Raw genomic sequence first — 21984 nt, forward strand, 5'->3', positions numbered from 1 at the left:
ACGCCGTCCCCGCCCACCGTTGCCCCCGGGCGGGCGGGGACGGCCCCCCTTCTCCCACCCCTTCGTGACCAGGAAGGCCGGGTCGTGAACCACACCGTTCTCGCCATCGGCACCGCCGCCCTCACCGCGAGCGGCTGTGTCTGGTACCTGCCCGCCATCGCCGACCTCCAGGCCGGCGCCGACCGGCCCCGCTCCACCCGTACGGCCGCCGCGGCCTGTGTGCTCTGGTGGGCCGGGCTCGCGCTGGCGGGCGGGCTGCTGCTCGTCGTGGCGGACTGGCGGCCCGCCGCGCAGATCGCGCTCGCCGGACTGGTCGGTGGTGCGGCGCTGCGGCTGCGGGCCCTGTTCGACCGGCACCGCGAGGTGCGGGAGACGGCGGCCCGCTGGGAGGCCCTGGACGCCGGGCCCGCCCCGCGCTCCGACCGGCCGCCGACGCTGGCCCTGGCCGGCTGGCTGGTGGTCGGCGCGGCCGTCGCCTCGCTCGGGGCGGTGGCGATCCTGCTCTCGGGCGGCGGCGCCGTGGTGCCCAGGGTGGCGCTCGCGGCGGTCTGCGGGGTGGGCGTCGCGCTCGCCTTCCTGCTGGTGGGGCTGGGCAACGTACGGCGCCAGGGGCGCTGAGGGCGCCCGTGCCCCGGCTCCCCGGGCACTGTGGCCCGGTCCGAATGGGGCCGTTGGGCCCTGGGTTCGCGGCCGGGGCCGGGGGATGATGCCCTGGGCCCCGCTGGGAGTGTGCGGGGGTGACGAAGGTGGAGCCGCGTGATGGCGACCAAGACGGAGGGTGCCGGAGCCCCGGCGCCGGTCCGGGTGTTCCTGCTGGACGACCACGAGGTGGTGCGCCGCGGGGTGCACGACCTGCTGGACGGTGAGCCGGACCTGGAGGTGGTCGGGGAGGCGGCGACGGCCGAGCAGGCGCTCGTCCGGGTGCCCGCGCTGCGGCCCGACGTGGCCGTGCTGGACGTCCGGCTGGGCGACGGCGACGGCGTCTCGGTCTGCCGCGAGCTGCGCTCCCGGATGCCCGGGCTGGCCTGCCTGATGCTGACCTCCTTCGACGACGAGGAGGCGCTGCTGGACGCCGTGATGGCGGGCGCCGCCGGGTACGTGCTCAAGCAGATCAGCGGCACCGACCTGGTCGCCGCGGTCCGGACCGTCGCCTCCGGCCGCTCGATGCTCGACCCCGGCGCCGCGACCCGGCTGCTCAACCGCCTGCGCAGCGACGCCGAGCCGGCCCAGCCGGTCACCACAGGGCCCGGCCTGACCACGCGCGAGCAGGAGGTCCTCGAACTCATCGGGGAGGGTCTGACCAACCGGCAGATCGGTGAGCGGCTCTACCTCGCCGAGAAGACCGTCAAGAACCACGTCTCGCGGCTGCTCGCCAAGCTGGGCGTCGAGCGGCGGGTGCAGGCCGCCCTGATCGCCACCGAGCTGCGTCAGACCGCCGCCGCCCAGCCCTCCGTGCTGCGCTCCGGCCGGTACTGACCCCTGCCGTTCGGCTCCGTCCGGGGCCGAACGGGCCTTCGGCCCCGGGCTCAGGACCCGGGGCCGAAGACCTGCCGGACGGGGCCCCCGCCCGGGCCCCGCCGGGACCATCGGCCCTCGCGACCGGCCCCGGGCCCGGGCGAGCATCGCTCGCATGAACCGCGACCGCGTCCCGTCCCCCCGGCCCTTCTCGTACGACCGTCCCGACTTTCCCGGACTCCGTGAACTCGACCGGAAGCGGGCCCTGGAACTGCTGGGCCGGGCCGCCGTGGGCCGGGTGGTCTACACCGTCGACGCCCTCCCGGCCGTCCTCCCGGTGCCCTTCCGGCTGGCCCACGGCGGCGTCCTGCTCTCGGCCCCGGCCGGCTCCGAACTGGCCCGCGCGGTCGACGGCGCCGTGATCGCCTTCGAGGCCGACGAGGTGGACGGCCGGGACGGCTCCGGCTGGTTCGTCACCGTCCTCGGCCGCGCCCAGGTCCGCCCGGCCGGCAAGGCGGCCGACCCGGGCGGCACGGTCCGCATCCGGATCCGCCCCGAACTGGTCATCGGCCGCTGCCTGAGCTGAGCCGGCCCCGCCGGAGCCTCCTCACGGCCCCAGCAACGCCCGCGCGGTGCGCAGGAGTTCGGCGTCCGCGGCCTCGTCCCGGGTGCCGGCCAGGCCGGAGCGGAAGAGCGAGGCGCCCTCGACCAGCATGATGAACACCCGGGCGCGGGCGTGCCGTTCCTCCTCGCCGAGGGCCGGGTGGCGTTCGGCCAGGAAGGCGGAGACCAGCTCCCGGTAGCGGGTGTAGAAGGCCTGGACGGCGCCGGCCACCGAGGCGTCGCGGGCGGCCAGGGCCCACAGTTCGGCGAACAGCCGGACCAGCCGCGGGTCCTCCTGGTCGGCGAGGATCTCGCGGACCAGCGCGTCCTCCTCGCGGGCCGGGTCGAGCAGCGGGGCGAGGCGCTCCACCGAACGGGCGAGGACGCGGTCCAGTACGGCGGCCACCAGCTCGGCGTGGGTCGGGAAGTAGTGCTGGAGATGGCCGAGGCGGACGCCCGCCGCGGTGGCCACCGCCCGCATGGAGAGTTCGGTGCCGCCCGCGGTGACCAGCAACTCCTCCGCCGTGTCGAGCAGTTGCTCCCGCCGCTGGGCGCCCTTGCCGCTCAGGCCCCGGACGCCGCTCATGCCGCGGCCCCGACGCCGCGCCGCCCTTCGGCGACCGCGACCGTGACGCCCAGCGCCGCCAGGTCCGCCGGCACCCGCTCGGGGACCGGGGTCTGCTCGGGGAAGCACACCCCGGCGGGCGGCGGCGGGGCGCCGTCCGCGCCGAGCGCCCGGCGCAGCGCCAGCAGGGCGCCGACGGCGGTGAGGTGGGCCTGGCCGGCCCGGTCCTCGACGGTGGCGGTGAGCACGCGCCCGCCGTTGCCGACGTCGGTGCGCAGCCGGGCGGTGCCGCCCTCGCCGGGGGAGTAGAGCAGCGCGCGGCGGGCCGGCTCCCAGCGCTCGCCGCGGCCCCAGCGGAAGAGCCCGGCGCGCCGGGCGGCCAGCAGGGCGGTGGTGGAGGAGCGGGAGCTGAAGCCGATCCGGGTGGTGGCGGTGGTGGCGCCGAGGGTGAGCGGGAGGGTGAACTGCTCGGGGGTGTCGATCCCGGCCACCAGGGTCGGGGTGTCGCCGATCCGGACGGTGCGCGGGCGGCTGAGCGGGGCGACGGAGCGGCGCAGGCCGTCCTGGACCACCTCGTAGTCGAGCCCGAGGCGGTCCATGAACTCGACCGAGTCGGCGCCGGCCCGGTCCGCGAGGTCCCAGCGGATGGCGGTCTCCACCTGCTCGGCCCCGCCGAGGCGCTCGGCCAGGGCGGCGGCGACCAGGCTGGTCACCCCGCCCATCCAGGCGGAGGAGAGCAGCACCGGGGCCGTCGGGCGCAGCAGCGCGGTGAGCGTGGCGGCGCGCTGGAGCCGGGCGGTCCAGCGGGTGACGTCCACGTACGGGACGCCCGCGCGGACGGCGGCCCGCAGCACCCGGTCGTCCGGGTCGTTGACCACGCCGACCACCGCGCGCACGGCGGCGGTGAACGGCTCGGGGTCGGCGAGGTCCCAGCGCCGGGCGGCGGCGGCGTCCAGCTGGGCGGCGAGGGCGGCGCCGCGCTGCTCGGAGCGGCCGGTCAGCAGCAACGGCCAGTCGGGGGAAGCGAGTCGGGCGAGTTCGGTGCCGACGGTGCCGTAGCCGCCGACCAGCAGCACGGGGCCTTCGGGGTCGTGGACGAGGCGGTCGTGCGCGAATCGGTCGTGCGGGACGAGGTCCTGTGCGAGCCTGACGGCGGGGGCGGACGGGGGCACGGGCAGGCCGTCGGCAACGGGTTCGGTGCTCATGGAGGCAAATATAGGTCACCCGACCTAAAATTGGCGTCATGACTGAGCCGGCCGTCACCGTTTCCCCTGCTGACCTGTCCTTCTTCGACAGCGGCGCGCCCTGCGGGCCTGAGGAGCGCCCGCCCCCCGAGGGCCCCTGGGTGCGGAGGCCTCAGGACCCGATCGGGGCCTCCCACGCCAGCCGGGTGCCGCCGCCCTCGGCCGGCTCCACGGTGAAGTCGCCGCCCACCCGCTCGGCGCGCTCGGCCAGGTTGCGCAGCCCGCTGCGCCGCCCGCCCTCGGGCACCCCCACGCCGTCGTCCGTCACGGTCAGCGCGACCCGGCCGGCCACGGCGCGCAGCGTCACCTCGACCCGGGACGCCCCGGCGTGCCGGACCGCGTTGCTGAGCGCCTCGGCCAGGACGGCGACCACGTGCCCGGCCAGCTCCTGCGGCACGTCGGTGTCCAGCAGGCCCTCCATGCTCAGCCGCGGCGCGAAACCGAGCGGCCCCTGGGCCTCGGTGACCACCCGGGAGGCCCGGGCGCGCAGCCCGCGGTCGGGCTCGCTGTGGGCGCGCAGGCCGAAGATGGTCGAGCGGATGATCTTGATGGTCTCGTCCAGGTCGGCCACCGCCCTGGCCACCCGGTCCGCGGCGGCCCGGCTCTCGATCAGCCGGCCCGCGCTCTGCAGCGTCATCCCGGTCGCGAACAGCCGCTGGATCGCCAGGTCGTGCAGGTCCCTGGCGATCCGGTCGCGGTCCTCCAGCAGGTTCAACTGCTCGGCGTCGCGCCGCCGTTCGGCCAGCTCCAGGGCCAGCGCGGCCTGGTCGGCGAAGCCCAGCAGCGGGCCGGTCTCCTCGGGGCCGAAGGCCGGCTGCCCCTGCGCCCTGGCCAGCAGCAGCACGCCCCGCCCGTACCCGGCCCCGGTGCCCAGCGGCACCGCCACCGCCGCGCCCAGCCCGTCGAAGCGGCCCGCCGGGCCGGCCGAGAACCGGGGGTCGCAGGCCAGCTCGTCGCTGGTGGCCGGCGAACCCGAGGCGTACGCGGCGCCGGACAGCGTGCCGTCCACCGGCACCGTCACCCCCAGCCGGGCGGACGGTGTGCCGCCCAGCGCCACCTCCACGGTCAGCTCCTCGGCCCGCTCCTCCGGGCCCGCCAGCGCCACCGAGACGTCCGCCAGCTCGGCGCCCGAGATCTCCCGGGCCCGGCGGGCGATCAGTTCGACGACCTCCAGCCGCGGCGCCCCCGACAGCAGGCTGCGGGTGATCTCGGTGCTGGCCCGCAGCCAGCGCTGGCGCAGCTGCGCCTCCTCGTACAGCCGGGCGTTGTCGATCGCCACGCCGGCCGCGACCGCCAGGGTCGAGATCACCGCCTCGTCGTCCTCGTCGAAGTCCAGCCCGCCGCGCTTGTCGGTCAGGTAGAGGTTGCCGAACACCTCGCCGTGCACCCGCACCGGCACCCCCAGGAAGGTGTGCATCGGCGGGTGGTTCGGCGGGAAGCCGACCGAGGCCGGGTGGTCCGACAGCACCGGGCAGCGCAGCGGCTGCGGCTCGCGGATCAGCTCGCCCAGGATGCCCCGGCCCGACGGCGGCGGGCCGATCTCGGCCATCTCCTCCTCCGACAGGCCCACCGTCAGGAACTGCGACAGCGTGTGCCCGTCGGGGCCGATCACGCCGAGCGCCCCGTACCGGGCGTCCACCAGGTCGGCGGCGGCCTCCACGATCCGGTGCAGCGCCTGCGCCAGGTCCAGCTCACGCCCGACCGCCAGCACCGCCTCCAGCAGGTTGTGCACCCGGTTCTGGGTGCCGCGCGCCGCGTCGATCCGCCACTGGAGCTCCCCCAGCAGCTCGTCCAGGCGCAGCCGTGGCATCCGCGCGCCGCCACCCGCCGCGCTGCCGTCCGCTCCGCCCACCGCTGTCCTCCTCGTCGTCCTGCCCTGACCGGCCCGTCCGTCCTCCGGACGCGCCGCATCCGCCCCGCGGACGGCGGCTCCCCGCCGCACCGTCCGGCCCGGGCGCCGTCCGACCAGCGGGATTGCCGTGTTCACGGTAGTGCCCACGTGTCGGGGGTGGGGACGGCGGGGTCGGCCGTAGGCTCCGTCGGGCGGGCCTTTCGTCCCGTCCCGGAGGGTCCTGAGGCCCCTCCCGCCGGGCCGCGGGCGGCTGCCAGGCTGGGGGCGAGCGGACGGGGCGTCAGAGCGCACCGCGGCCCGCACCGAACCGCCGAGCGTCGACAGCGTGTCGACAGTGTGGAGGAAGACTCATGACGTCAACCGTGCTGGCCGGGGTCGACGGCTCGCCGCAGAGCGCCGCGGCCGCCCACTGGGCCGCCGCCGAGGCGGCGCGCCGGGGCGCCACGCTGCACCTGGTGCACGCCTGGCCGTGGCTGACCGACGGGGTGTCGTCCTTCGCCGAGCCGGACGACCTGCCCGAGGCCGTCCGCCGCACCCTCACCGAGGCCGCCGAGGAGATCCGCGGCCTGCACCCCGGCCTGACCGTGGAGACCGACGCCGTCCTGGACGCGCCGGTGGACGGTCTGGTGGCCGCCGCCGCGGACGCGGAGCTGCTGGTGCTCGGCTCGCGCGGCCGCGGCGGCTTCACCGGGCTGCTGCTCGGCTCCGTCAGCATGTCGGTGGCCGGGCGCAGCAGCGCGCCGGTGGTCGTGGTGCGCGAAGCCGGGACGGCGGACGAGGCTCGCGCGGCCGAGATCGTGGTCGGCGTCGACGCCCACGACCCCGAGGCCGAGGTGCTCGACTTCGCCTTCCGCGAGGCGGCCCTGCGCGGCGCCCGGGTCCGGGCGGTGCACGGCTGGGACCTGCCGCCGGTGTTCGGCTACGCGGGCGGCGCCGTCCCCGCGGCCGAGCTCGGCCAGCTGGAGGCGCTGGAGGCCAAGCTGCTCACGCTCGCCCTGGCCGAGCCGCGCGAGCGGTACCCGGACGTCGAGGTCGTCGAGGACGTGCAGCTGGGCGCCGCCCGTGCCCTGGTCGAGGCCTCGGCCGGCGCCGCCCTGGTGGTGGTCGGCCGGGGCCGCCGCCAGATCGATTTCGGCCCCCGGGTGGGCCGGGTCGCGCACGCCGTCCTGCACCACGCCGAAGCTCCCGTCGCGGTCGTCCCGCACGGGTGACGGACGGCCCGTCCGGTGGATCCACCCCCGTCACGATCCACCGGACGGGCCCACTGGGGGCCCGTCCTCCCCCGGGCCGGGGGAGTCCGGGAACAGGCCCTTGGGCCCTGCCGCCCACCGGGGCCGGGCGCGCACCCTCGGAAGCACGGGACCTCAGGGCCTGTGCGGCCGGGCCCCGCGATCGAAGCCGAAGCCCCGCGGTTGAAGAAGCCCCGCGGTTGAAGGAGTGGATCGCCATGACGCTCGACCCGGCCCTCACCCAGATGCTCACCGAAGCCGACCTGCGCCTGCTCGCCACCGCCGGCGGCGCGGCGCCGTCGCTGCACAACAGCCAGCCCTGGCGCTTCGTGCCGACCCCGGACGGGCGCGGGCTCGCCGTGTACGCCGACACCGGGCGCACCGTACCGCTGGCCGACCCGGTCGGCGCCGGGGTGCACGTCGCGGTCGGCGCGGCCGTGTTCAACCTGCGGGTGGCGGCCGGGCAGCTGGACCGCGAACCGCTGGTCCGGCTGCTCCCGGACGTCGCCGAGCCCGAGCTGCTCGCCGTGCTCGACCTCTCCCGCCCGGCCGCCGCCCTCACGCCCTTCGGCCGGGACCTCTACCCGGCCATCGCCGCCCGGCACTCCAGCCGGGAGCCCTTCACCCAGCGCGACGTGCCCGAGGCGGTGATCGGCGAGCTGATCGACGCCGCCCGCGAGGAGGGCGTCGCGCTGGCCGCGCTGGAGGAGGAGGGCGTACGGCGGGTGCAGGCGCTCACCGCCGAGGCCGAACGCCGCAACGCCGCCGACCCGGCCCGCACCGCGGAGTCCCGCGGCTGGCTGCGGACCGACGACGGCACCGCCGAGGACGGCATCCCGCGGGCCGCGCTCGGCCCGCAGGACCACGACGCCCGGGTGCCGATGCGCGAGTTCGCCGGCCACCCGCCGGAGCTGTCCGCGCAGCCCTCCCGGCGCTTCGAGGCGCTGCCCCAGCTGTGCACCCTCTCCACCCCCGGCGACGGCCCGCTGGACTGGCTGCGCACCGGGCAGGCGCTGGAGCGGGTCTGGCTGCTGGCCACGCTGCACGGCGTCCGGCTCACCGTCTGGCACCAGGCGATCGAGTGGCCGGACACCCGCTGGGCGCTGCGCGACCCGGCCGCCGGGCCGAGCCACGTCCAGCTGGTGCTGCGCACCGGCTACGGCCCGCCCGGCGCGGCCACCCCGCGCCGGGCGGTGGAGGAGACCCTCGGCGAGGGCCCCTCCTGAGCGACGGCTCCGGGCCGTCCGCCGTCCATGCCGTCCGGCGTCCGGGCCGTCCGGCTCCTGGTCAGCCCCCGGACCGGTCAGCGCGGCCGCTCGGCCGCCGGCAGCACCCGGGCGCCGAGCCGCAGCGGCGGGCTGTGCCGGAAGGTGAGGGTGAACTCCACCCACTGGCCGGCCCGCAGCGGCGGCGGGTCGGCGATCATCAGGTCCGCGTCCTCCGGCGTCATCCGCAGCTCGCCGCGGCCCGGCACCGGCAGGGCCGCGGCCGGCTCCCAGCGGCCCGCCGCACCCTGGTGGAGGTGCCGCTTCGGGGTGATCCGGCCACCGAACTCCCATGTGGCGCCGTTCAGTTCGTCCGGCACGTCGCCCGGGTTGCGGATCGTGAAGAAGGCCGCCGTCGCGGGGGCCGCGCCCGCCGTCGGCAGCAGCACCCAGCCGGGCCCGGCCTCCACCTGGCGGGCCCGGCCGGCCCCGCCGACCGCCGTCCACCCGGTGAGCAGGACCAGCGCCAGCGCCGCCGCCCCGACCGGCGGGCCGGCCACCTTGAACCGCTCCGACACCCTCATCGACGTCCTCCCCGGCGCTTCGCCCGCCCCGGCTCCCAGGTGCGCAGCCGCAGACTGTTGCCCACCACGAGCAGCGAGCTGAGCGACATCGCGACCGCCGCCAGCATCGGGTTGAGCAGCCCGACCGCCGCCAGCGGGATCAGCACCAGGTTGTAGCCGAAGGCCCAGAGCAGGTTGGCCCTGATGGTCGCCAGGGTCTGCCTCGCCAGCCGTACGGCGTCCACCACCGCCTCGATGTCGCCGCGCACCAGGGTCAGCCCGGCCGCGCCGATCGCGGCGTCGCTGCCGGAGGCCAGCGCCACCCCGAGGTCCGCCGAGGCCAGCGCCACCGCGTCGTTGACGCCGTCGCCGACCACCGCCACCGTCCGCCCGGCGGCCCGCAGGTCCGCCACCACCGCGGCCTTGAGCTCGGGCGAGGCCGAGGCGTGCACCCGTTCGATACCCAGCTCGGCGGCCACCGCCCGGGCCGCGCCGGGGCCGTCCCCGGTCAGCAGCACGGTCTCCAGGCCCAGTCCGCGCAGCTGGTGGAGTGCTCGCCAGCTGCCGGAGCGCAGCGTGTCGCCGACCGCGAGGACGGCCGTCGGCCGCCCGTCCAGCTCGACCACGACGGCCGTGCGGCCCGCCTGCCCGGCCCGGTCGACGGCCTCGGCGAGGGCCGGCGGCAGGACGGTGTCGTCGGGGCGTACCACCCGGACGGCCCGGCCCCCGACCGTTCCGGACACCCCGAGCCCGGTGGCGGCCCGGAAGCCGTCCACGGCGGGCAGTGGCCCGCAGCGCTCGCGCGCCGCCTCCGCGACGGCCCGGCCGATCGGGTGCTCGGAGCGGTGCTCCACCGCGCCGGCGAACCGCAGCGCCTCGTCCTCGGCCACGCCCTCGGCCGTGGTGACGACCGCCAGCTCCATCCGGCCGGTGGTCAGCGTCCCGGTCTTGTCCATCACCACGGTGTCCACCCGGCGCAGGCTCTCCAGCACCTCGGGGCCGCGCACCAGCACGCCCAGCTCCGCGCCCCGCCCGGTGGCCGCCAGCAGCGCCGTCGGCGTCGCCAGCCCGAGCGCGCACGGGCAGGCGACCACCAGCACCGCGACCGCCGCCGTCACCGCCGCCTGCGGGGCCGCGCCCGCGCCCAGCCAGAAGCCCAGCACGCTCGCCGCCACCGCCAGCACGCAGGGCACGAACACCCCGGCCACCGCGTCCGCCAGCCGCTGCGTCCGCGCCTTGCCGGCCTGGGCCTCCGCCACCAGCGCGGTGATCCTGGCCAGCTGGGTGTCCGCGCCGACCGCGGTGGCCCGGACCACCAGCGCACCGCCGACGTTCACCGTCGCGCCCGCCACCCGGTCCCCGGGGCCCACCTCGACCGGCATGCTCTCCCCGGTCAGCAGGCTCAGGTCGAGCGCCGAGCCGCCCTCGACGACCACCCCGTCGGTGGCCACCCGCTCGCCCGGCCGCACCACGAACTCCTGCCCGGGCAGCAGCAGTTCGATCGGTGCCAGGTGCTCCCGGCCGTCCGCCGTCCGCAGGCACACCTGTTTGGCGCCCAGCTCCGCCAGCGCCCGCAGCGCGGAACCGCTGCGCCGGCGCACCCGGCCCTCCAGCAGCCGCCCGGCCAGGACGAACAGCGGCACGCCGACCGCCGCCTCCAGGTACACGTGCGCGGCGCCACCGCCGTCGGCCGTCAGTGAGAACGGCATCCGCATGTCCGGATCGCCGGCCCCGCCGAGGAAGAGCGCGTACGCCGACCAGCCGAAGGAGGCCACCACGCCCAGGCTGACCAGGGTGTCCATGGTCGCCGCCGCGTGCCGCAGCCCCTGCCAGGCCCTGCGGTGGAAGCCGGCCGACCCCCAGGTCACCACCGGGACGGCCAGCGCGAAGCAGACCCACTGCCAGGCGGTGAACTGCGCCGACGGCACCATCGACAGCACCAGCACCGGGACGGCCAACAGGGCCGTCACCAGCAGCCGCCACCGCTCGTCCGGCTCCTCCGCGGCCACACCGACCGGCGCGCCCGCGGGCAGCGGCTCGGCGGTGTAGCCGGCCCGCTCGACCGCGGCCACCAGCTCCGCGACCGGCACTCCCGCCGGGTGCAGCACCCGGGCCCGTCCGGTCGCCAGGTTCACCCCGGCGCTCACCCCCTCGATCCGGGCCAGCCGCTTCTCCACCCGGCCCACGCAGGCGGCGCAGGTCATCCCGCCGACCGCCAGATCGGTGGCGACCACGGGCTCGGTGACCGCACTCATCGCATCCCGCCCATGTCGTGCCCACCCATCCCCGGCGACGCGCCGCCGCCGTTCCCCGGCCGCAGGCCCGGCGACACCGGCCCCACCTGCCGGCCCACCCCGTAGGCCACCACGAACACCACCACCAGCAACAGGAGGAACCCTGCCAGCACACTCAACGGCCGGACACCCGGCGACTTCGCACTCACCCTCCAGCAGTCGGACGGGCGCCGCGATCGGTTCCCGTACGTTCCGAAGTCCCGCACCGAAGTCCCGCTCCGGAATCCCGCGCGAATAATCGGATGACGGACCGCGGCCCGACCGGTAGCGTCCGGGACGGCGCCTCCCGATGCGCCCGGCCCCGGTTACTTCCTGACGAAAACAAGTGCCACCGGTGCCACTTCTGATCCCGGGAGGCGCCCGCTCCGGCCCGCGCGCCCCCACCCGCGCCCCGCCCCTCTCAGCCCGTCCTGTCCCGGCCCAGTCCGACCACCCACCAGGGGGACCTCTGCATGACCCGGTTCAACCGCCAACGGACCAAGGCCGACACCAGGGCCGAGATCCAGCGAGAACTACCGGGACTCACCAGGCGCGGGCGGTCCTTCCCGCTCGCCACCGACGGCCTGTGGCCGGTCCCCGAGATCCGGCACCTGCGCTCGCCACCGCCGCCGGTCGTCCGCCGCCGGGGCGTCGCCAACCACCAGGGCGGCACCGGCTACGTCAGGGAACCGAAGTCGGAGCTGTTCCTGCTCGCGGTCTCCCACCTGTCCGGCCAGGCGAGCTTCTACGAGTCGGCCGCCGACCGCGACGAGCGCTACCTGCGGCTGATCCGCGAGCACGCGGTGAGCGACCCCGGGTGGACGCTCGGTCTGCTGCGCCGGATGCGCGCCGAGGCCCACATCCGTACCGCGGCGCTGGCCGGGGCCGTCGAGTTCGTCCACGCCAGGGCCGCCGCCGGTGCCGCCGGGTACTCCCGGCAGGCCGTCGACGCGGTGCTCCAACGCCCGGATGAGCCGGGCGAGTTGCTGTCCCACTGGATCACCAGGTACGGGCGCCGGCTGCCCCAGCCGCTGCGCCGGGGCATCGGCGACGCCGTCCGCCGGCTCTACACCGGCCGCGCCCTGCTGAAGTACGACACCCCGTCGCACGCCGTCCGCTTCGGCGACGTCCTGGAGCTCACCCACCCCGCGCCCGACCCGGCCAAGCCCTGGCAGGGCCCGCTGTTCCGGTACGCCCTGGACCGCCGCCACCACCCGGACCGCGCCCTGCCGCCCGCCGGTGAGCACCTGCTGAGCGCCCACCACGCGCTGCTCGGCGTCCCGCCGGCCGACCGCCGCGCGCTGGTCACCGGGCCCGGCGGCGCCCGGCGCCTGGCCGAGGCCGGGATGACCTGGGAGGCCCTGGCCGGCTGGCTGCAGGGCCCGCTGGACGCCGCCGTCTGGGAGGCCGTCATCCCCTCGATGGGTCCGATGGCGTTGGTGCGCAACCTGCGCACCCTCGACCAGGCCGGGGTCCGTGACGAGGTGGCTGCGGAGGTGGCCCGCCGGATCGCCGACCCGGAGGAGGTGCGGCGCTCCCGGCAGTTCCCGTTCCGCTTCCTGGCCGCCCACCGGGCCGCGCCGTCGCCCCGCTGGGCCGAGGCGCTGGAGACCGCCCTCGGCCACTCGCTGGCGAGGGTGCCCGCACTGCCCGGCCGCACCCTGGTGCTGGTCGACCGCTCGGACTCGATGTTCGACCTGCCGTCGGCCCGCACCCGGCTCAACCGGGCGGACACGGCCGCCGTCTTCGGCACCGCGCTGGCCATGCGGGCCGAGCGGGCGGACCTGGTCCAGTTCGGCAGCGGCAGCTGGCCGGTCGTCCCCGGCCCGTCGGTGCTGGAGACCCTGGGGCACTTCCGCGCACTGGGCGGCACCCGCACCGCCGCCGCCGTGCTCAAGCGCTACCGGGAGCACGACCGGGTGGTCGTGGTGACCGACGAGCAGGCCGGACGGTCGGGTGGTGACCCGTTCGCCCCCGTCCCCGCGGCCGTCCCGGTCTACACCTGGAACCTGGCCGGCTACGCCACCGGCCACACCGCTCCCGGCCCGCACCGCCACACCTTCGGAGGCCTCAGCGACGCGTCCTTCGCACTGATCCCGCTGCTGGAGAGCGGCGATCACGTCGCCGGCGCCGCCCTGGCCTGATCACGGATCAGGGCCGCACACTGCGCGGCCCGGTCACGGTGACTCCCAACGCGCCGACCCTGGAGCGCAGTTCGCGGTCGGCGGTGGCGACCACGCAGGCCCGCTCCGGGTGCTCGGTACGGGCGGCGCGGACCAGCTCCACGATCCGGTCGTCCCCGCTGCCGCTCGCCTCGACCACCCGAACCCCGGGCACCCCGGCGACGCCCCGGGCGACGCCCTCGACCACCAGGGCCACCTCCAGCGGCCCCGGCAGCTCGGGCAGGCCCCGGGCGGCGAGCGGGACCAGGGCGTCCCGCAGCCGCTCGGCGGCGCCCCGCCGGTCCCGCCACCAGCCGTCCGGCACGGAGCCGACCACGTTCGCGCCGTCCACCACCAGCAGGGGCGGCGGCGCGGCCTCGTTCTGTTCCATGGCCGCCAGCCTGCCACGCCCGGCGGCAGGTCCGGCGGGGGCGCTCCCCAGCCGGACCACCGGGCGCGCGGCTGCGCCGAAACGGGGACACCCCCGGCATGTCAGGCGCCCGCCGCGGACAGGCCGACCTGGTCGAACCGGCCCTGGAATCCGAGCGGCTCTTCCGCCAGACCTCCTGCCTGACGGCGGCCGCGGCCTCGCTGCGCTCACTCGCCGAGCTGCGTCCGCGCACCCTGGCGGTCATGCACGGATCCTCCTTCCAGGGCGACGGCGCGGCCGCGCTGAACGCTCTGGCGGACGGGCTGGAGGAGCGGTTCGGGCCGGAGTCGGAGTTCGTCGGGCTGCCCAGTGTGCTGGCGAACCCGCACCCGTAGTCAGTCCGTCAGGGTGATCCGGATGCCGACGGTGCCGCGCTCGCCCCGGCGCAGCCGGCTGCCGAGCAGGGTGAGCACGCCGAGCAGGCCGTACTTCTGGCGCAGCAGGGTCCGGTAGGCGGCGGTGCGCTCGGGGCCGAGGATCTCGGCGGTGGCGGGGTACTGCTCGCCGGTGGGGCGGCCCTTGACGTCGCAGGGCCCGGCCAGCACGTCGGCGCGGTTGCGGATCCGCCTGACCTTCCAGGAGTCCGCGACGGTCCAGACGCCGAGCGCCTCCCCGTCGCGCACCACCCACACCGGGGTCGGCACGGCGGTGCCGTCCTTCTTGTACGTGGTGACGAGCAGGTAGCTCCCGGCGGAGAGCCGCACGATCCGGGCGAGCCGGTCCGCGGCGGGGGAGGGGTCGGGCGTGGTCATGGCCGGAAGTCTAGAGGGCGCGCGGTGCCCGGTCCGGCCGGCCGGTCAGCGCGGCGGCCGGGGCCCGCGGGGCCGGACGGTACGGGCGCCGCGGAGCAGGGCGCGGGCGCGGCGGGTGAGGCGGCGCCGGCCGCCGCCGATGCCACTGGCGCCGCCGAGGGCGGTCGCGCCGCCCCCGTGGTACGCCGGGGCGGGGGCGGTCCTGGCGGGTGCGGTGCGGCGGCGGGCGGCCGTGCGGGCGGTGACCCAGGCGGCGAGGGCGGTGCCGAGGACGGCGGCGGACCAGACGGCGGGGGCGAGGCCGGAGCCGGAGCCGCCGGTCACCGGCGGGCGGGACCAGGGCGGCAGTTGCTCGTCGGCCTCCGCCTGCGCCGGTGCCCCGGGCGTCGCCGCGGGGGAGGGCGGGACGGCCTCGTCGACCAGCCTGCCGACCGGCTGGACCTTCCCGGCCGCCGCGAAGCCCCAGTCCAGCAGGCTGGCCGCCTCGTCGTAGACCTTGCCCTGGGCCTCCGGGTGCATCACCGTCACCAGCAGGGTGCGGCCGTCGCGTTCGGCGGCGCCGGTGAAGGTGGCGCCCGCGTTGGTGGTGTAGCCGTTCTTGACGCCGATCAGGCCCGGGTACTTGCCGAGCAGCCGGTCGGTGTTGGCGATGTCGAAGCTGGTGCGCTGGCCGGTGAGTTTGTCGAGCCCGCCGGGGAAGCGCGCGGTGCGGGTGGCGCAGTAGGAGCGGAAGTCCGCGTTGCGCAGCCCGGCCCGGGCGAACAGCGTGAGGTCGTAGGCGGAGGAGACCTGGCCGTCCATGTCGTAGCCGTCGGGGGAGACGACCTTGGTGTCGCGGGCCTGGAGCGCCCGGGCGCGGTCCTGCATCTCGCCGACGGTCCGCTGGATGCCGCCGTTCATGTGGGCGAGGACGTGGACGGCGTCGTTGCCGGAGCTGAGGAAGACGCCCCGCCAGAGGTCCTCGACCCGGTACGGCAGGTTCTCCTTGACGCCGACCAGGCTGCTGCCGGTGCCGAGTTCGGCGAGTTCGGTGGTGGTGACCCGGTGCTCCGCCGAGCGGTCGAACTTGGGCAGCACGGTGTCCGCGAACAGCATCTTGAGCGTGCTGGCCGGGGGCAGCGGCAGGTGGGCGTCGCGGGCGGCGAGCACCTCGCCGGTGGCCGCGTCGGCGACCAGCCAGGATCGCCCGGTCAGCTCGGCGGGCAGTGCGGGCGCCCCGGCCAGCGGCGCGACCTGGACGGCCGGGCGGCCGAGCCGCTCCCCGCCCACGGCGGGGACGGAATCCTGGGTGACGGCGGCCTGGGCGACGGCGGCCGGGGCGGCGACGGCGAGCGCGAGGGCGCAGGCGGCGGCGCCGGCCGCGGCGGCGGTGACGGAAGACGGCTTCTGCTGGATGCGCGTGGGGAGCACATCGCGAACGTACCCGGGCCGCCGCCGGGCCGCCGGGCGTGCTGCTCCGTCCGGAGCCTCGGCGCGGGGCGGGAGTTCACGGCGGACGCGCTCGCGGCGGGCGGGTCCGCGAAGGGGCGGGCCGCCGGCGGACGACTTTGGTGGCGCCGGCCCGCGCCGAAAGTCGGATGCCCGACCGGGGGCCGCTTCCTAGGCTCGGGGGCATGAAGACCCTGCTCGGCTACCTCGGTTTCGTGTTGATCGCGGGCGGCGCCTCCGGTCTGCTGTCCGGCTGGACCGGCGGCATCCGGCTGTTCGGATTCGTCCGGTTCCTGGTGCCGTCGGCCCACGAGACCGCCGGGTACGCGACCCTGCTGGTGCTCGGTGCCCTGCTGGCCTTCCCCGCCGCCCGGCGGGGCTGACGGCGCCTCTCACGGCGCTGCCGACCGTCCCGAGGCCGGCAGCGCCGTCGTGGTACTGCCGTGGTGCCGGAGGCCGGCCGGTGAGCCGGTGGCACCGGGCGGGGCGTCACACCGGATCCAGGCTCCGCTTCGGGTCGACGCGGACGGAGGCCAGCGCGTCGGCGGAGGCGACTCCGGGCAGCAGGTAGCGCCACAGGGAGACGATGCGTTCGGGCAGGTCGGACCAGCCCGCCGAGATCTGCGACTTCAGCTGCGTGCCGGTGAACGCGACCACCAGCACCTCCGCGAACTCCCGCTCGTCGGCCTCCTCGCGCAGCTCGCCCCGTTCGCGGGCCACCACGAGTTCGCGGTGGAAGCGCTCCGCCCACCAGTCGTACGCCGAGTCGTCGCTCTGGGCGAGACCGCTCTGGTCGACCGCTAGGCGGACCCCGGCCCGCAGCAGCGTGTTGCTCTGCAACTCCGCGGCGAGGGTCAGCGTGACGTCCACGAGCTGTTGCAGGCCGCGGGGTTCCTCGGGGAGCCGCAGGTCGCTGGCCTGCTCCAGCATGACGGCCCGGGCCAGATCCTCCTTGGACTTGAAGTGGAAGTACATCGCTCCGGAGGTCAGGCCCGCCGTGGTCAGGATCCGGTTGATTCCCGCGCCGTGGTAGCCGACCTGGTCGAAGACCTCGGCAGCGGCGCGGACCAGTGCCGCCCGTGTCTTCAAGGCCTGCTCGTGCTTGTGCCCTCTGCGCATGCGCGTGCTCATCTGCCTGTCATGGTCTCTACGAGAAACCCTCTACATACCGAACGCTCTCTATGTTACACATGAACTATCGCGCCTCGGGGTCGAACGCCCCCGGGCCTTTCGTAGGGGGACCCTCTTGTCTGTATGCGAGGAACTCGACCGCTACCGCCCCATGGACGCCGGCCATCTCCGCACCACGGCTGCCGTCCTCGCCGGCGCCGTCTGTACAGCCGTCCCCGTCGAACCCTGGCAGGTGCACAAGTTGCGCTCCGACGAGGTGTACCTCACCCGTTGGCAGCGGACGGGGCCCGACGCCTTCCGGATCCGGGCCCGGCGTCCGCAGGAGCACCCGCTCTACCGGGTCGGGTCCGACTTCGACCCGCTCCTGCTCTGCGAGACCGTCCGGCAGACCTTCCCGCTGCTGTGTCACGCCGCCTACGAGGTGCCGCCGGGACACCAGCTGATCTGGGACCACCTCCGCTACGAGGTCGACGACGCCGCGTACGCCGGCATCGACCGCGGCCCCGAACTGGAGCTGGGGGTCCGCTGTTTCGACCTGTCGTACCGCGGCAGGCGTCCGGCGACCCTGTCCCTGCGCGTGGACATCAGCTGGGGCGCCGTGCGGGTCGCCACGGCCGAGGCGCGGTTCGCCGTCCAGTCCAGGGCCGTGTACCAGCGGGTGCGCGGTGCGCACGCCGATGCCGAGGCCGCGATGGCGCAGGCCGTACCCGTTCCCGGTCCCGCGCCGTGCGCCGGTACCGGCCGTCGCCGGGCGGGGGACGTCGTGCTCGGCGCTCCCGGCGCCGACGGCGGCCGGCGGCTGCGGGTCGACCCGGGCCACCCGATCTACTTCGACCACCCCGTCGACCACGTGCCCGGCGTGCTGCTGCTGGAGGCGTGTCACCAGGCGGCCGGCGGCACCGTCAGAAGCCTCGACTGCACCTTCCACCGGTTCGTCGAGCTCGACGCCCCCTGCACCATCGCCACCGCCCCGCTCGGGTCCGGACCGCGGCGGGCCGGTCAGGCGGCCGGGGGGAGGCGGATCACGGCCGTGCAGGACGGCCAGGTCCGCTTCACCGCCGACCTCGTCGGCGCCTTCGCCGACTGACCCGCGCGTGCGGGTGACGCCGGAACACCGCGGCGGCGCCCTCGCGGAGTTCCGGCGCACCCGCGCCGCCGGGCGCACCGGGTCCACCTCGGCCCCGGCGCGCCCCGTCAGCGGTTCCACAGTGAGTCCGTACGCAACGAGGACACGGCCGGCACGGTCCGTACCGTGCCGGCCGGGCTGCCCGCAGCCCGTTCCCCCCGACACCGGTAGACCATTCAAGAGAGGACTGACGGAAACACTCATGAACGCACCACCGGTAGACCACTCAGGCCTGCATCGGGTGCTCCCCGCCTCCGCTTCCCCGGCCGTCCAGTCCGTCACGCCCGGCGGCGTCTTCGGCCGGCTGACGTCCATCGTGCAGGCCCACCAGAACGTGTTGATCACCCTCTGCGCGGACTACGGGCTGCGCAGCCGCGACGTGGAGGTGCTCGTCCTGCTGCGCGAGTGCGGCAGGGAGGAGGGCATGTCGGCCAGCAGACTGGCCCGCGGGGTGAAGCTCACCTCGGGTGGCATCACCGCGCGCATCGACCGCCTGGAGCAGGCCGGGCTCGTGCTGCGCTGTCAGGAGCCGCAGGACCGCAGGGCCCTGCGCGTCCAGCTCACCGAGGCGGGCCGGACGATCGCCGACCGCCTCGCGGCCGAGACCGCACGGATCCAGCGCGCGGCCCTCCAGCACGTCCCGCGTCAGGGGCTGCGTGTCCTGGACGAGCTGCTCAGCGGTCTGGAGCGGGGCATCCTGGCGTCCCAGGCCAGGACGGGGCGCAAGGACTGAGCCGCCGCCCGTTGCGGCACCCCCGGTGCCGCAACGGGCGAACTCCCGTCCAGGGACTCGCTGTTCAGACGCTCGCCGTTCAGACCTCGACGCGGTCGTGCAGTGGCCCGAACCAGCCCTCCAGCGCCTCCCGCAGCCCCGCGCCGTCGGCCGTGGAAGCCCCAGCCGCTCCGGCATCCCCGGCAGCCCGGTCCGCCCGCCAGACGAGGTAGCCGTCCGGGCGGCACACCAGGGCGCTCCACGGCACCGGCGCGCCCGTGCCCAGGCGCAGCTCGGCCGAGTCCGGTTCGGGATCGACGCGCAGCGTCGACACCCGCTCGCCCCAGCCGGCCGCCACCGGCTCCAGCGCGTCGGCGACCTCGGGCCGCAGCAGCACCAGCGGCCGTCCCGGCGTGAGCAGTTCGGCCACCGTCCGCGGGCCGTGGGGCGTGCGCAGCGCCAGGTTCGGCAGGAACCGCCCCACCGCGGGGTCCGCCGCGCCCCCGGGCCCGTACGCGATGCCCTGGCCGCTGATGACGTCGGCGGCCTCGCGGTTGACGCCCGGGTGCCGGAACATCCGGGCGGTGAACTCGCGCAGGTGGTCGTTCTCGGGCCCGGGCCGCATCACGGCCGCCTGCACCCGGGTGTTGGCGACGACGGCCTCGGCGACGGGCCTGCGCTCGGTGTCGTAGCTGTCCAGCAGGCGCCCGTCCGCGTCCCCGCGGGCGACCAGGGCCAGCTTCCAGCCGAGGTTGAAGGCGTCCTGGAGACCGGTGTTGAGCCCCTGGCCGCCCAGCGGGGCGTGCACGTGCGCGGCGTCGCCCGCCAGCAGCACCCGGCCGGTGCGGTAGCGGTCGGCGACGCGGGTGAAGTCGCTGAAGCGGTCCAGGTACGCCGGGTCGCCGAGGGCGACCGGCCGGCCGAGGATGCGCGAGAGGGTGCCCTGGAGCTCCTCCAGCGTGGCGCGGGAGCCGCGTGCGGGCAGCGGCAGCCGGAAGTCGTGGGTGATGACGCGGCTGTGGCCCGCCGGGTTCACGTTGGCGAGCAGCCAGCCCTCGGCGGTGTGCGTCCAGCCGGGCGGCACGGCGTACGGGTCGCGCAGCCGCACCAGGCCCACGATCGCGGCGAAGGTCGCCTCGTGGGTCGTGCAGGCGAAGCCGGCCGCGCGCCGCACGTCGCTGCGCGCACCGTCGCAGCCCACCAGGTAGTCGGCGGTCAGCTCGTACGGGCCGTCGGGGCCCTCGACGGTCGCCGTCACCCCGCCACGGTCCTGCCGCAGGGCGCTGAAGCGGTGGCCGCGCCGGACCACGGCGCCCAGCTCCAGGGCGCGCGTCTCGAAGGCCTGTTCCAGGGCGGCCTGCGACTGCCCGTGGATCGGCGGGCCCTCGGCGGTCGGGGTGGCGATCCGCAGGATCGGCGCGCCGCCGAAGTGGAACGACGTCTCCCGCTCCTCCTCCAGGCTGCCCCGGCCGCGCAGCCGCAGGTGGCCGCGGCGCAGCAGCGACTGGACGCTGCGCGCGTGCAGGGTGCCCGCGCGGGGGGTGTCCTGGGTGTGCGGGTGGGGTTCGACGACGACGGCTTCGACGCCCCAGAGGCCGAGTTCGGCGGCGAGCAGCATCCCGACCGGCCCGCCGCCCGCGATCAGCACGGAGGTGCGCCCGGTCATGACGGCAGTCCGATCGACTGGGCGTGCCGGAACCGGTCGCCCGGGTCCCACTGCGCCTTGGCCGCCTGGAGCCGCGGGTAGTTGTCCTTGAAGTAGAGGGCGGACCACGGGACGCCCGAGGTGTTGTGTCCGGGGTCGCCCAGGTCCGCGTCCGGGTAGTTGACGTACGCGCCGTCCGAGCGCGGCCCCGGCACGGGTACCCCGCCGGTCCGCGCGTACACGTCGCGGTACAGCTCCCGCACCCGGGCCACGTTGGCCGCGTCGTCCTCGGGGTCGGTCCAGAACGCCTGGTAGAGCAGCTTGTACGCGGAGTCGCGCTGGGCGACCGCCGTGGCGCCGGGCGCGGTGGCGGCGATCTCGCCGCCGTAGGACATCGCCACCAGCATGAACTGCGGGTTGGGGCGCGTGCCGGGGGAGACGCGGGTGAGGTGGGCGTGCACGGTGTGCAGCTGCTCCTCGGTCAGGGCGGTGCGCGCGTACGCCGACTTGTGCTTGCCGCGCAGCGTCGGGTCGTTGAGGACCGGGGTGTTGGTGCCGATGTAGCGGGCGGCGGTGAGCCACGGCAGTCGCTTGGGGCGCAGCAGTTCGGGCATCGGGCCGAACTCGCCGACCGGGCCGTGGACGGGCTGCGGCCGGACGCCCGCGGCGTCGGCGAGCCGGTCGAGGTAGCCGGTGAGGAGCTTCTCCGCGCCGGGCGCGGTGGCGTCGACCTGGGTGAGCAGGCCGACCGAGCCGTTGGCGTGGTGGTTGAGCATCAGCAGGCTGCCCAGGGCGGTCTCGGGGGAGCCGGGGGCGGCGTGCTCCTGGTGCCAGGCGCCGTACGCGCCGAGCAGCCCGGCGAAGCCCCGCGGGGTCAGCCGGTCCCAGGGCAGGGCGACCGCGCTCACCAGCACCTCGGCGGGCGGCTGCGGCAGCGCGTCGGAGGGCGCCCGGCCCCGGGCCGTACGGCTGCGGAAGAGGTAGCGGGTCACGATGCCGAGGCTGCCGCCGCCCCCGCCGGTGTGCGCCCACCACAGGTCGCCGAGCGCCCCGGAGTCCTCGCGGGTCGCCACGACCGCGCGGGCCCGGCCGGCGGCGTCCACGACGACGACCTCGACGCCGTGGAGGTGGTCGACGACCAGGCCGAGCGAGCGGGACAGCAGGCCGTAGCCGCCGCCCGCCACGTGCCCGCCGGCGCCGACGGTGGCGCACACCCCGCCCGGCACGGTCACGCCCCAGCCCAGGAAGAGGGCCTCGTAGACGTCGAGCAGCCGGGCCCCGGGGCCGACCGAGAAGGCGCGGTGCTCCTCGTCGTACCCGACGGCGTTCATCGCGGACATGTCGAGCAGCGCCTCGACGTCGGGGTGGAAGACGAAGTCCTCGAAGCAGTGCCCGCCGCTGCGCACCGACAGGCGGGCGTCCGCGTCCACCGCGTCCTGGACCGCCGCGACGGTCTCGGCGGTGGTGCGGGGCAGCCGGATCCGGCCGGGGGTGGCCCGCCAGCGCTGGTTGATGCCGCTGGTGAGCACGGGGTAGCGGGGGTCGCCCGGTCGCACCGTCGGCGCTGCCGCGCCGCCGCTGGCTTGCTCCATCGTTCTTCTCCTTGGTC

At 76.5% G+C, this 21984-nt stretch carries 22 protein-coding genes; 10 read left to right on the forward strand and 12 right to left on the reverse strand.

What is annotated here, in order from left to right; translation table 11 throughout:
* The first annotated feature begins 84 nt into the window (after positions 1–84).
* The 3 genes from ACIQOW_RS30210 (at position 85) to ACIQOW_RS30220 (ending at position 2041) form a co-directional block, all read left to right on the forward strand.
* Positions 85–618, forward strand: coding sequence for a hypothetical protein (locus ACIQOW_RS30210; protein WP_401090226.1), 534 nt, complete (start codon positions 85–87; stop codon positions 616–618).
* A gap of 141 nt (positions 619–759) precedes the next feature.
* Positions 760–1476 (forward strand): response regulator, encoded by a 717-nt coding sequence (locus ACIQOW_RS30215; RefSeq protein WP_401090228.1) that lies wholly within the window; start codon positions 760–762, stop codon positions 1474–1476.
* 154 nt (positions 1477–1630) lie between these two features.
* Complete coding sequence (locus ACIQOW_RS30220; protein ID WP_401090230.1) at positions 1631–2041, forward strand: pyridoxamine 5'-phosphate oxidase family protein; 411 nt, start codon at positions 1631–1633, stop codon at positions 2039–2041.
* Between the two features lie 21 nt (positions 2042–2062).
* Here the strand turns inward: ACIQOW_RS30220 and ACIQOW_RS30225 are convergent, their stop codons facing one another.
* From ACIQOW_RS30225 to ACIQOW_RS30235, 3 genes are all read right to left on the reverse strand, one after another.
* Complete coding sequence (locus ACIQOW_RS30225; protein WP_401090232.1) at positions 2063–2644, reverse strand: TetR/AcrR family transcriptional regulator; 582 nt, start codon at positions 2642–2644, stop codon at positions 2063–2065.
* A complete protein-coding gene (locus tag ACIQOW_RS30230; RefSeq protein ID WP_401090352.1) occupies positions 2641–3699 on the reverse strand; it encodes a saccharopine dehydrogenase in 1059 nt (352 codons plus the stop codon). Before ACIQOW_RS30230 ends, ACIQOW_RS30225 begins: the two co-directional genes overlap by 4 nt.
* Positions 3700–3979: 280 nt before the next feature.
* Complete coding sequence (locus ACIQOW_RS30235; protein WP_401090354.1) at positions 3980–5677, reverse strand: GAF domain-containing protein; 1698 nt, start codon at positions 5675–5677, stop codon at positions 3980–3982.
* A gap of 392 nt (positions 5678–6069) precedes the next feature.
* Here ACIQOW_RS30235 and ACIQOW_RS30240 point away from each other — a divergent pair, with 392 nt between their 5' ends.
* Entirely contained in the window at positions 6070–6930 is an 861-nt protein-coding gene (locus ACIQOW_RS30240) for a universal stress protein (RefSeq protein WP_401090234.1), read from the forward strand.
* Between the two features lie 236 nt (positions 6931–7166).
* Positions 7167–8174, forward strand: coding sequence for an Acg family FMN-binding oxidoreductase (locus ACIQOW_RS30245; RefSeq protein WP_401090235.1), 1008 nt, complete (start codon positions 7167–7169; stop codon positions 8172–8174).
* Between the two features lie 77 nt (positions 8175–8251).
* On the opposite strand, the gene ACIQOW_RS30250 is transcribed toward ACIQOW_RS30245, so the two are convergent.
* Genes ACIQOW_RS30250 through ACIQOW_RS30260 form a run of 3 tightly spaced genes read right to left on the reverse strand, consistent with a single transcriptional unit; the run spans position 8252 to position 11129 of the window.
* Positions 8252–8737: a copper chaperone PCu(A)C gene (locus ACIQOW_RS30250; protein WP_401090237.1), complete on the reverse strand. Its 486-nt coding sequence runs from the start codon at positions 8735–8737 to the stop codon at positions 8252–8254.
* Entirely contained in the window at positions 8734–10971 is a 2238-nt protein-coding gene (locus tag ACIQOW_RS30255; RefSeq protein ID WP_401090239.1) for a heavy metal translocating P-type ATPase, read from the reverse strand. The genes ACIQOW_RS30250 and ACIQOW_RS30255 overlap by 4 nt, the downstream gene beginning before the upstream one ends.
* A complete protein-coding gene (locus tag ACIQOW_RS30260; RefSeq protein WP_401090241.1) occupies positions 10968–11129 on the reverse strand; it encodes a hypothetical protein in 162 nt (53 codons plus the stop codon). The genes ACIQOW_RS30255 and ACIQOW_RS30260 overlap by 4 nt, the downstream gene beginning before the upstream one ends.
* Before the next feature lie 333 nt (positions 11130–11462).
* On the opposite strand from ACIQOW_RS30260, the gene ACIQOW_RS30265 reads away from it, so the two are divergent.
* On the forward strand, positions 11463–13133 hold the full coding sequence (locus tag ACIQOW_RS30265; RefSeq protein ID WP_401090243.1) for a TROVE domain-containing protein: 1671 nt from the start codon (positions 11463–11465) through the stop codon (positions 13131–13133).
* A 7-nt stretch (positions 13134–13140) separates the two neighbouring features.
* Here ACIQOW_RS30265 and ACIQOW_RS30270 read toward each other — a convergent pair whose 3' ends face one another.
* Positions 13141–13542, reverse strand: coding sequence for an NTP pyrophosphohydrolase (locus ACIQOW_RS30270; protein WP_401090245.1), 402 nt, complete (start codon positions 13540–13542; stop codon positions 13141–13143).
* A 98-nt stretch (positions 13543–13640) separates the two neighbouring features.
* Here ACIQOW_RS30270 and ACIQOW_RS30275 point away from each other — a divergent pair, with 98 nt between their 5' ends.
* A complete protein-coding gene (locus ACIQOW_RS30275; protein ID WP_401090247.1) occupies positions 13641–13916 on the forward strand; it encodes a hypothetical protein in 276 nt (91 codons plus the stop codon).
* Here ACIQOW_RS30275 and ACIQOW_RS30280 read toward each other — a convergent pair whose 3' ends face one another.
* Together ACIQOW_RS30280 and ACIQOW_RS30285 are read right to left on the reverse strand one after the other, a co-directional pair.
* Positions 13917–14333, reverse strand: coding sequence for a PPOX class F420-dependent oxidoreductase (locus ACIQOW_RS30280; RefSeq protein WP_401090249.1), 417 nt, complete (start codon positions 14331–14333; stop codon positions 13917–13919).
* Between the two features lie 45 nt (positions 14334–14378).
* On the reverse strand, positions 14379–15743 hold the full coding sequence (locus ACIQOW_RS30285) for a D-alanyl-D-alanine carboxypeptidase family protein (protein WP_401090251.1): 1365 nt from the start codon (positions 15741–15743) through the stop codon (positions 14379–14381).
* A gap of 203 nt (positions 15744–15946) precedes the next feature.
* Here ACIQOW_RS30285 and ACIQOW_RS30290 point away from each other — a divergent pair, with 203 nt between their 5' ends.
* Positions 15947–16144 carry a hypothetical protein gene (locus ACIQOW_RS30290; protein WP_401090253.1) on the forward strand — a complete coding sequence of 66 codons (198 nt, stop codon included), beginning with the start codon at positions 15947–15949 and terminating at the stop codon, positions 16142–16144.
* Between the two features lie 106 nt (positions 16145–16250).
* On the opposite strand, the gene ACIQOW_RS30295 is transcribed toward ACIQOW_RS30290, so the two are convergent.
* Positions 16251–16880 carry a ScbR family autoregulator-binding transcription factor gene (locus ACIQOW_RS30295; protein WP_401090255.1) on the reverse strand — a complete coding sequence of 210 codons (630 nt, stop codon included), beginning with the start codon at positions 16878–16880 and terminating at the stop codon, positions 16251–16253.
* A 127-nt stretch (positions 16881–17007) separates the two neighbouring features.
* Between ACIQOW_RS30295 and ACIQOW_RS30300 the strand changes: the two genes are divergently transcribed.
* Both ACIQOW_RS30300 and ACIQOW_RS30305 read left to right on the forward strand, forming a co-directional pair.
* A complete protein-coding gene (locus ACIQOW_RS30300; protein ID WP_401090257.1) occupies positions 17008–17979 on the forward strand; it encodes a ScbA/BarX family gamma-butyrolactone biosynthesis protein in 972 nt (323 codons plus the stop codon).
* 241 nt (positions 17980–18220) lie between these two features.
* Positions 18221–18751, forward strand: a complete 531-nt coding sequence (locus ACIQOW_RS30305; RefSeq protein ID WP_401090259.1) for a MarR family winged helix-turn-helix transcriptional regulator — start codon at positions 18221–18223, stop codon at positions 18749–18751.
* A 79-nt stretch (positions 18752–18830) separates the two neighbouring features.
* Here the strand turns inward: ACIQOW_RS30305 and ACIQOW_RS30310 are convergent, their stop codons facing one another.
* Positions 18831–20396, reverse strand: a complete 1566-nt coding sequence (locus ACIQOW_RS30310; RefSeq protein ID WP_401090261.1) for an FAD-dependent monooxygenase — start codon at positions 20394–20396, stop codon at positions 18831–18833.
* A complete protein-coding gene (locus tag ACIQOW_RS30315) occupies positions 20393–21967 on the reverse strand; it encodes an FAD-binding oxidoreductase (RefSeq protein ID WP_401090263.1) in 1575 nt (524 codons plus the stop codon). The genes ACIQOW_RS30310 and ACIQOW_RS30315 overlap by 4 nt, the downstream gene beginning before the upstream one ends.
* Positions 21968–21984 lie beyond the last annotated feature (17 nt).

Source organism: Kitasatospora sp. NPDC091335 (assembly GCF_044757205.1).
Taxonomy (GTDB): domain Bacteria; phylum Actinomycetota; class Actinomycetes; order Streptomycetales; family Streptomycetaceae; genus Kitasatospora.

Bases quoted from the DNA above. Each gene is read 5' to 3' on its own strand.
- ACIQOW_RS30215 (WP_401090228.1), top strand. From the start codon at position 760: ATGGCGACCAAGACGGAGGGTGCCGGAGCCCCGGCGCCGGTCCGGGTG.
- ACIQOW_RS30220 (WP_401090230.1), top strand. From the start codon at position 1,631: ATGAACCGCGACCGCGTCCCGTCCCCCCGGCCCTTCTCGTACGACCGT.
- ACIQOW_RS30225 (WP_401090232.1), bottom strand. From the start codon at position 2,644: ATGAGCGGCGTCCGGGGCCTGAGCGGCAAGGGCGCCCAGCGGCGGGAG.
- ACIQOW_RS30235 (WP_401090354.1), bottom strand. From the start codon at position 5,677: ATGCCACGGCTGCGCCTGGACGAGCTGCTGGGGGAGCTCCAGTGGCGG.
- ACIQOW_RS30240 (WP_401090234.1), top strand. From the start codon at position 6,070: ATGACGTCAACCGTGCTGGCCGGGGTCGACGGCTCGCCGCAGAGCGCC.
- ACIQOW_RS30245 (WP_401090235.1), top strand. From the start codon at position 7,167: ATGACGCTCGACCCGGCCCTCACCCAGATGCTCACCGAAGCCGACCTG.
- ACIQOW_RS30250 (WP_401090237.1), bottom strand. From the start codon at position 8,737: ATGAGGGTGTCGGAGCGGTTCAAGGTGGCCGGCCCGCCGGTCGGGGCG.
- ACIQOW_RS30255 (WP_401090239.1), bottom strand. From the start codon at position 10,971: ATGAGTGCGGTCACCGAGCCCGTGGTCGCCACCGATCTGGCGGTCGGC.
- ACIQOW_RS30265 (WP_401090243.1), top strand. From the start codon at position 11,463: ATGACCCGGTTCAACCGCCAACGGACCAAGGCCGACACCAGGGCCGAG.
- ACIQOW_RS30270 (WP_401090245.1), bottom strand. From the start codon at position 13,542: ATGGAACAGAACGAGGCCGCGCCGCCGCCCCTGCTGGTGGTGGACGGC.
- ACIQOW_RS30275 (WP_401090247.1), top strand. From the start codon at position 13,641: ATGTCAGGCGCCCGCCGCGGACAGGCCGACCTGGTCGAACCGGCCCTG.
- ACIQOW_RS30280 (WP_401090249.1), bottom strand. From the start codon at position 14,333: ATGACCACGCCCGACCCCTCCCCCGCCGCGGACCGGCTCGCCCGGATC.
- ACIQOW_RS30290 (WP_401090253.1), top strand. From the start codon at position 15,947: ATGAAGACCCTGCTCGGCTACCTCGGTTTCGTGTTGATCGCGGGCGGC.
- ACIQOW_RS30295 (WP_401090255.1), bottom strand. From the start codon at position 16,880: ATGCGCAGAGGGCACAAGCACGAGCAGGCCTTGAAGACACGGGCGGCA.
- ACIQOW_RS30305 (WP_401090259.1), top strand. From the start codon at position 18,221: ATGAACGCACCACCGGTAGACCACTCAGGCCTGCATCGGGTGCTCCCC.
- ACIQOW_RS30310 (WP_401090261.1), bottom strand. From the start codon at position 20,396: ATGACCGGGCGCACCTCCGTGCTGATCGCGGGCGGCGGGCCGGTCGGG.
- ACIQOW_RS30315 (WP_401090263.1), bottom strand. From the start codon at position 21,967: ATGGAGCAAGCCAGCGGCGGCGCGGCAGCGCCGACGGTGCGACCGGGC.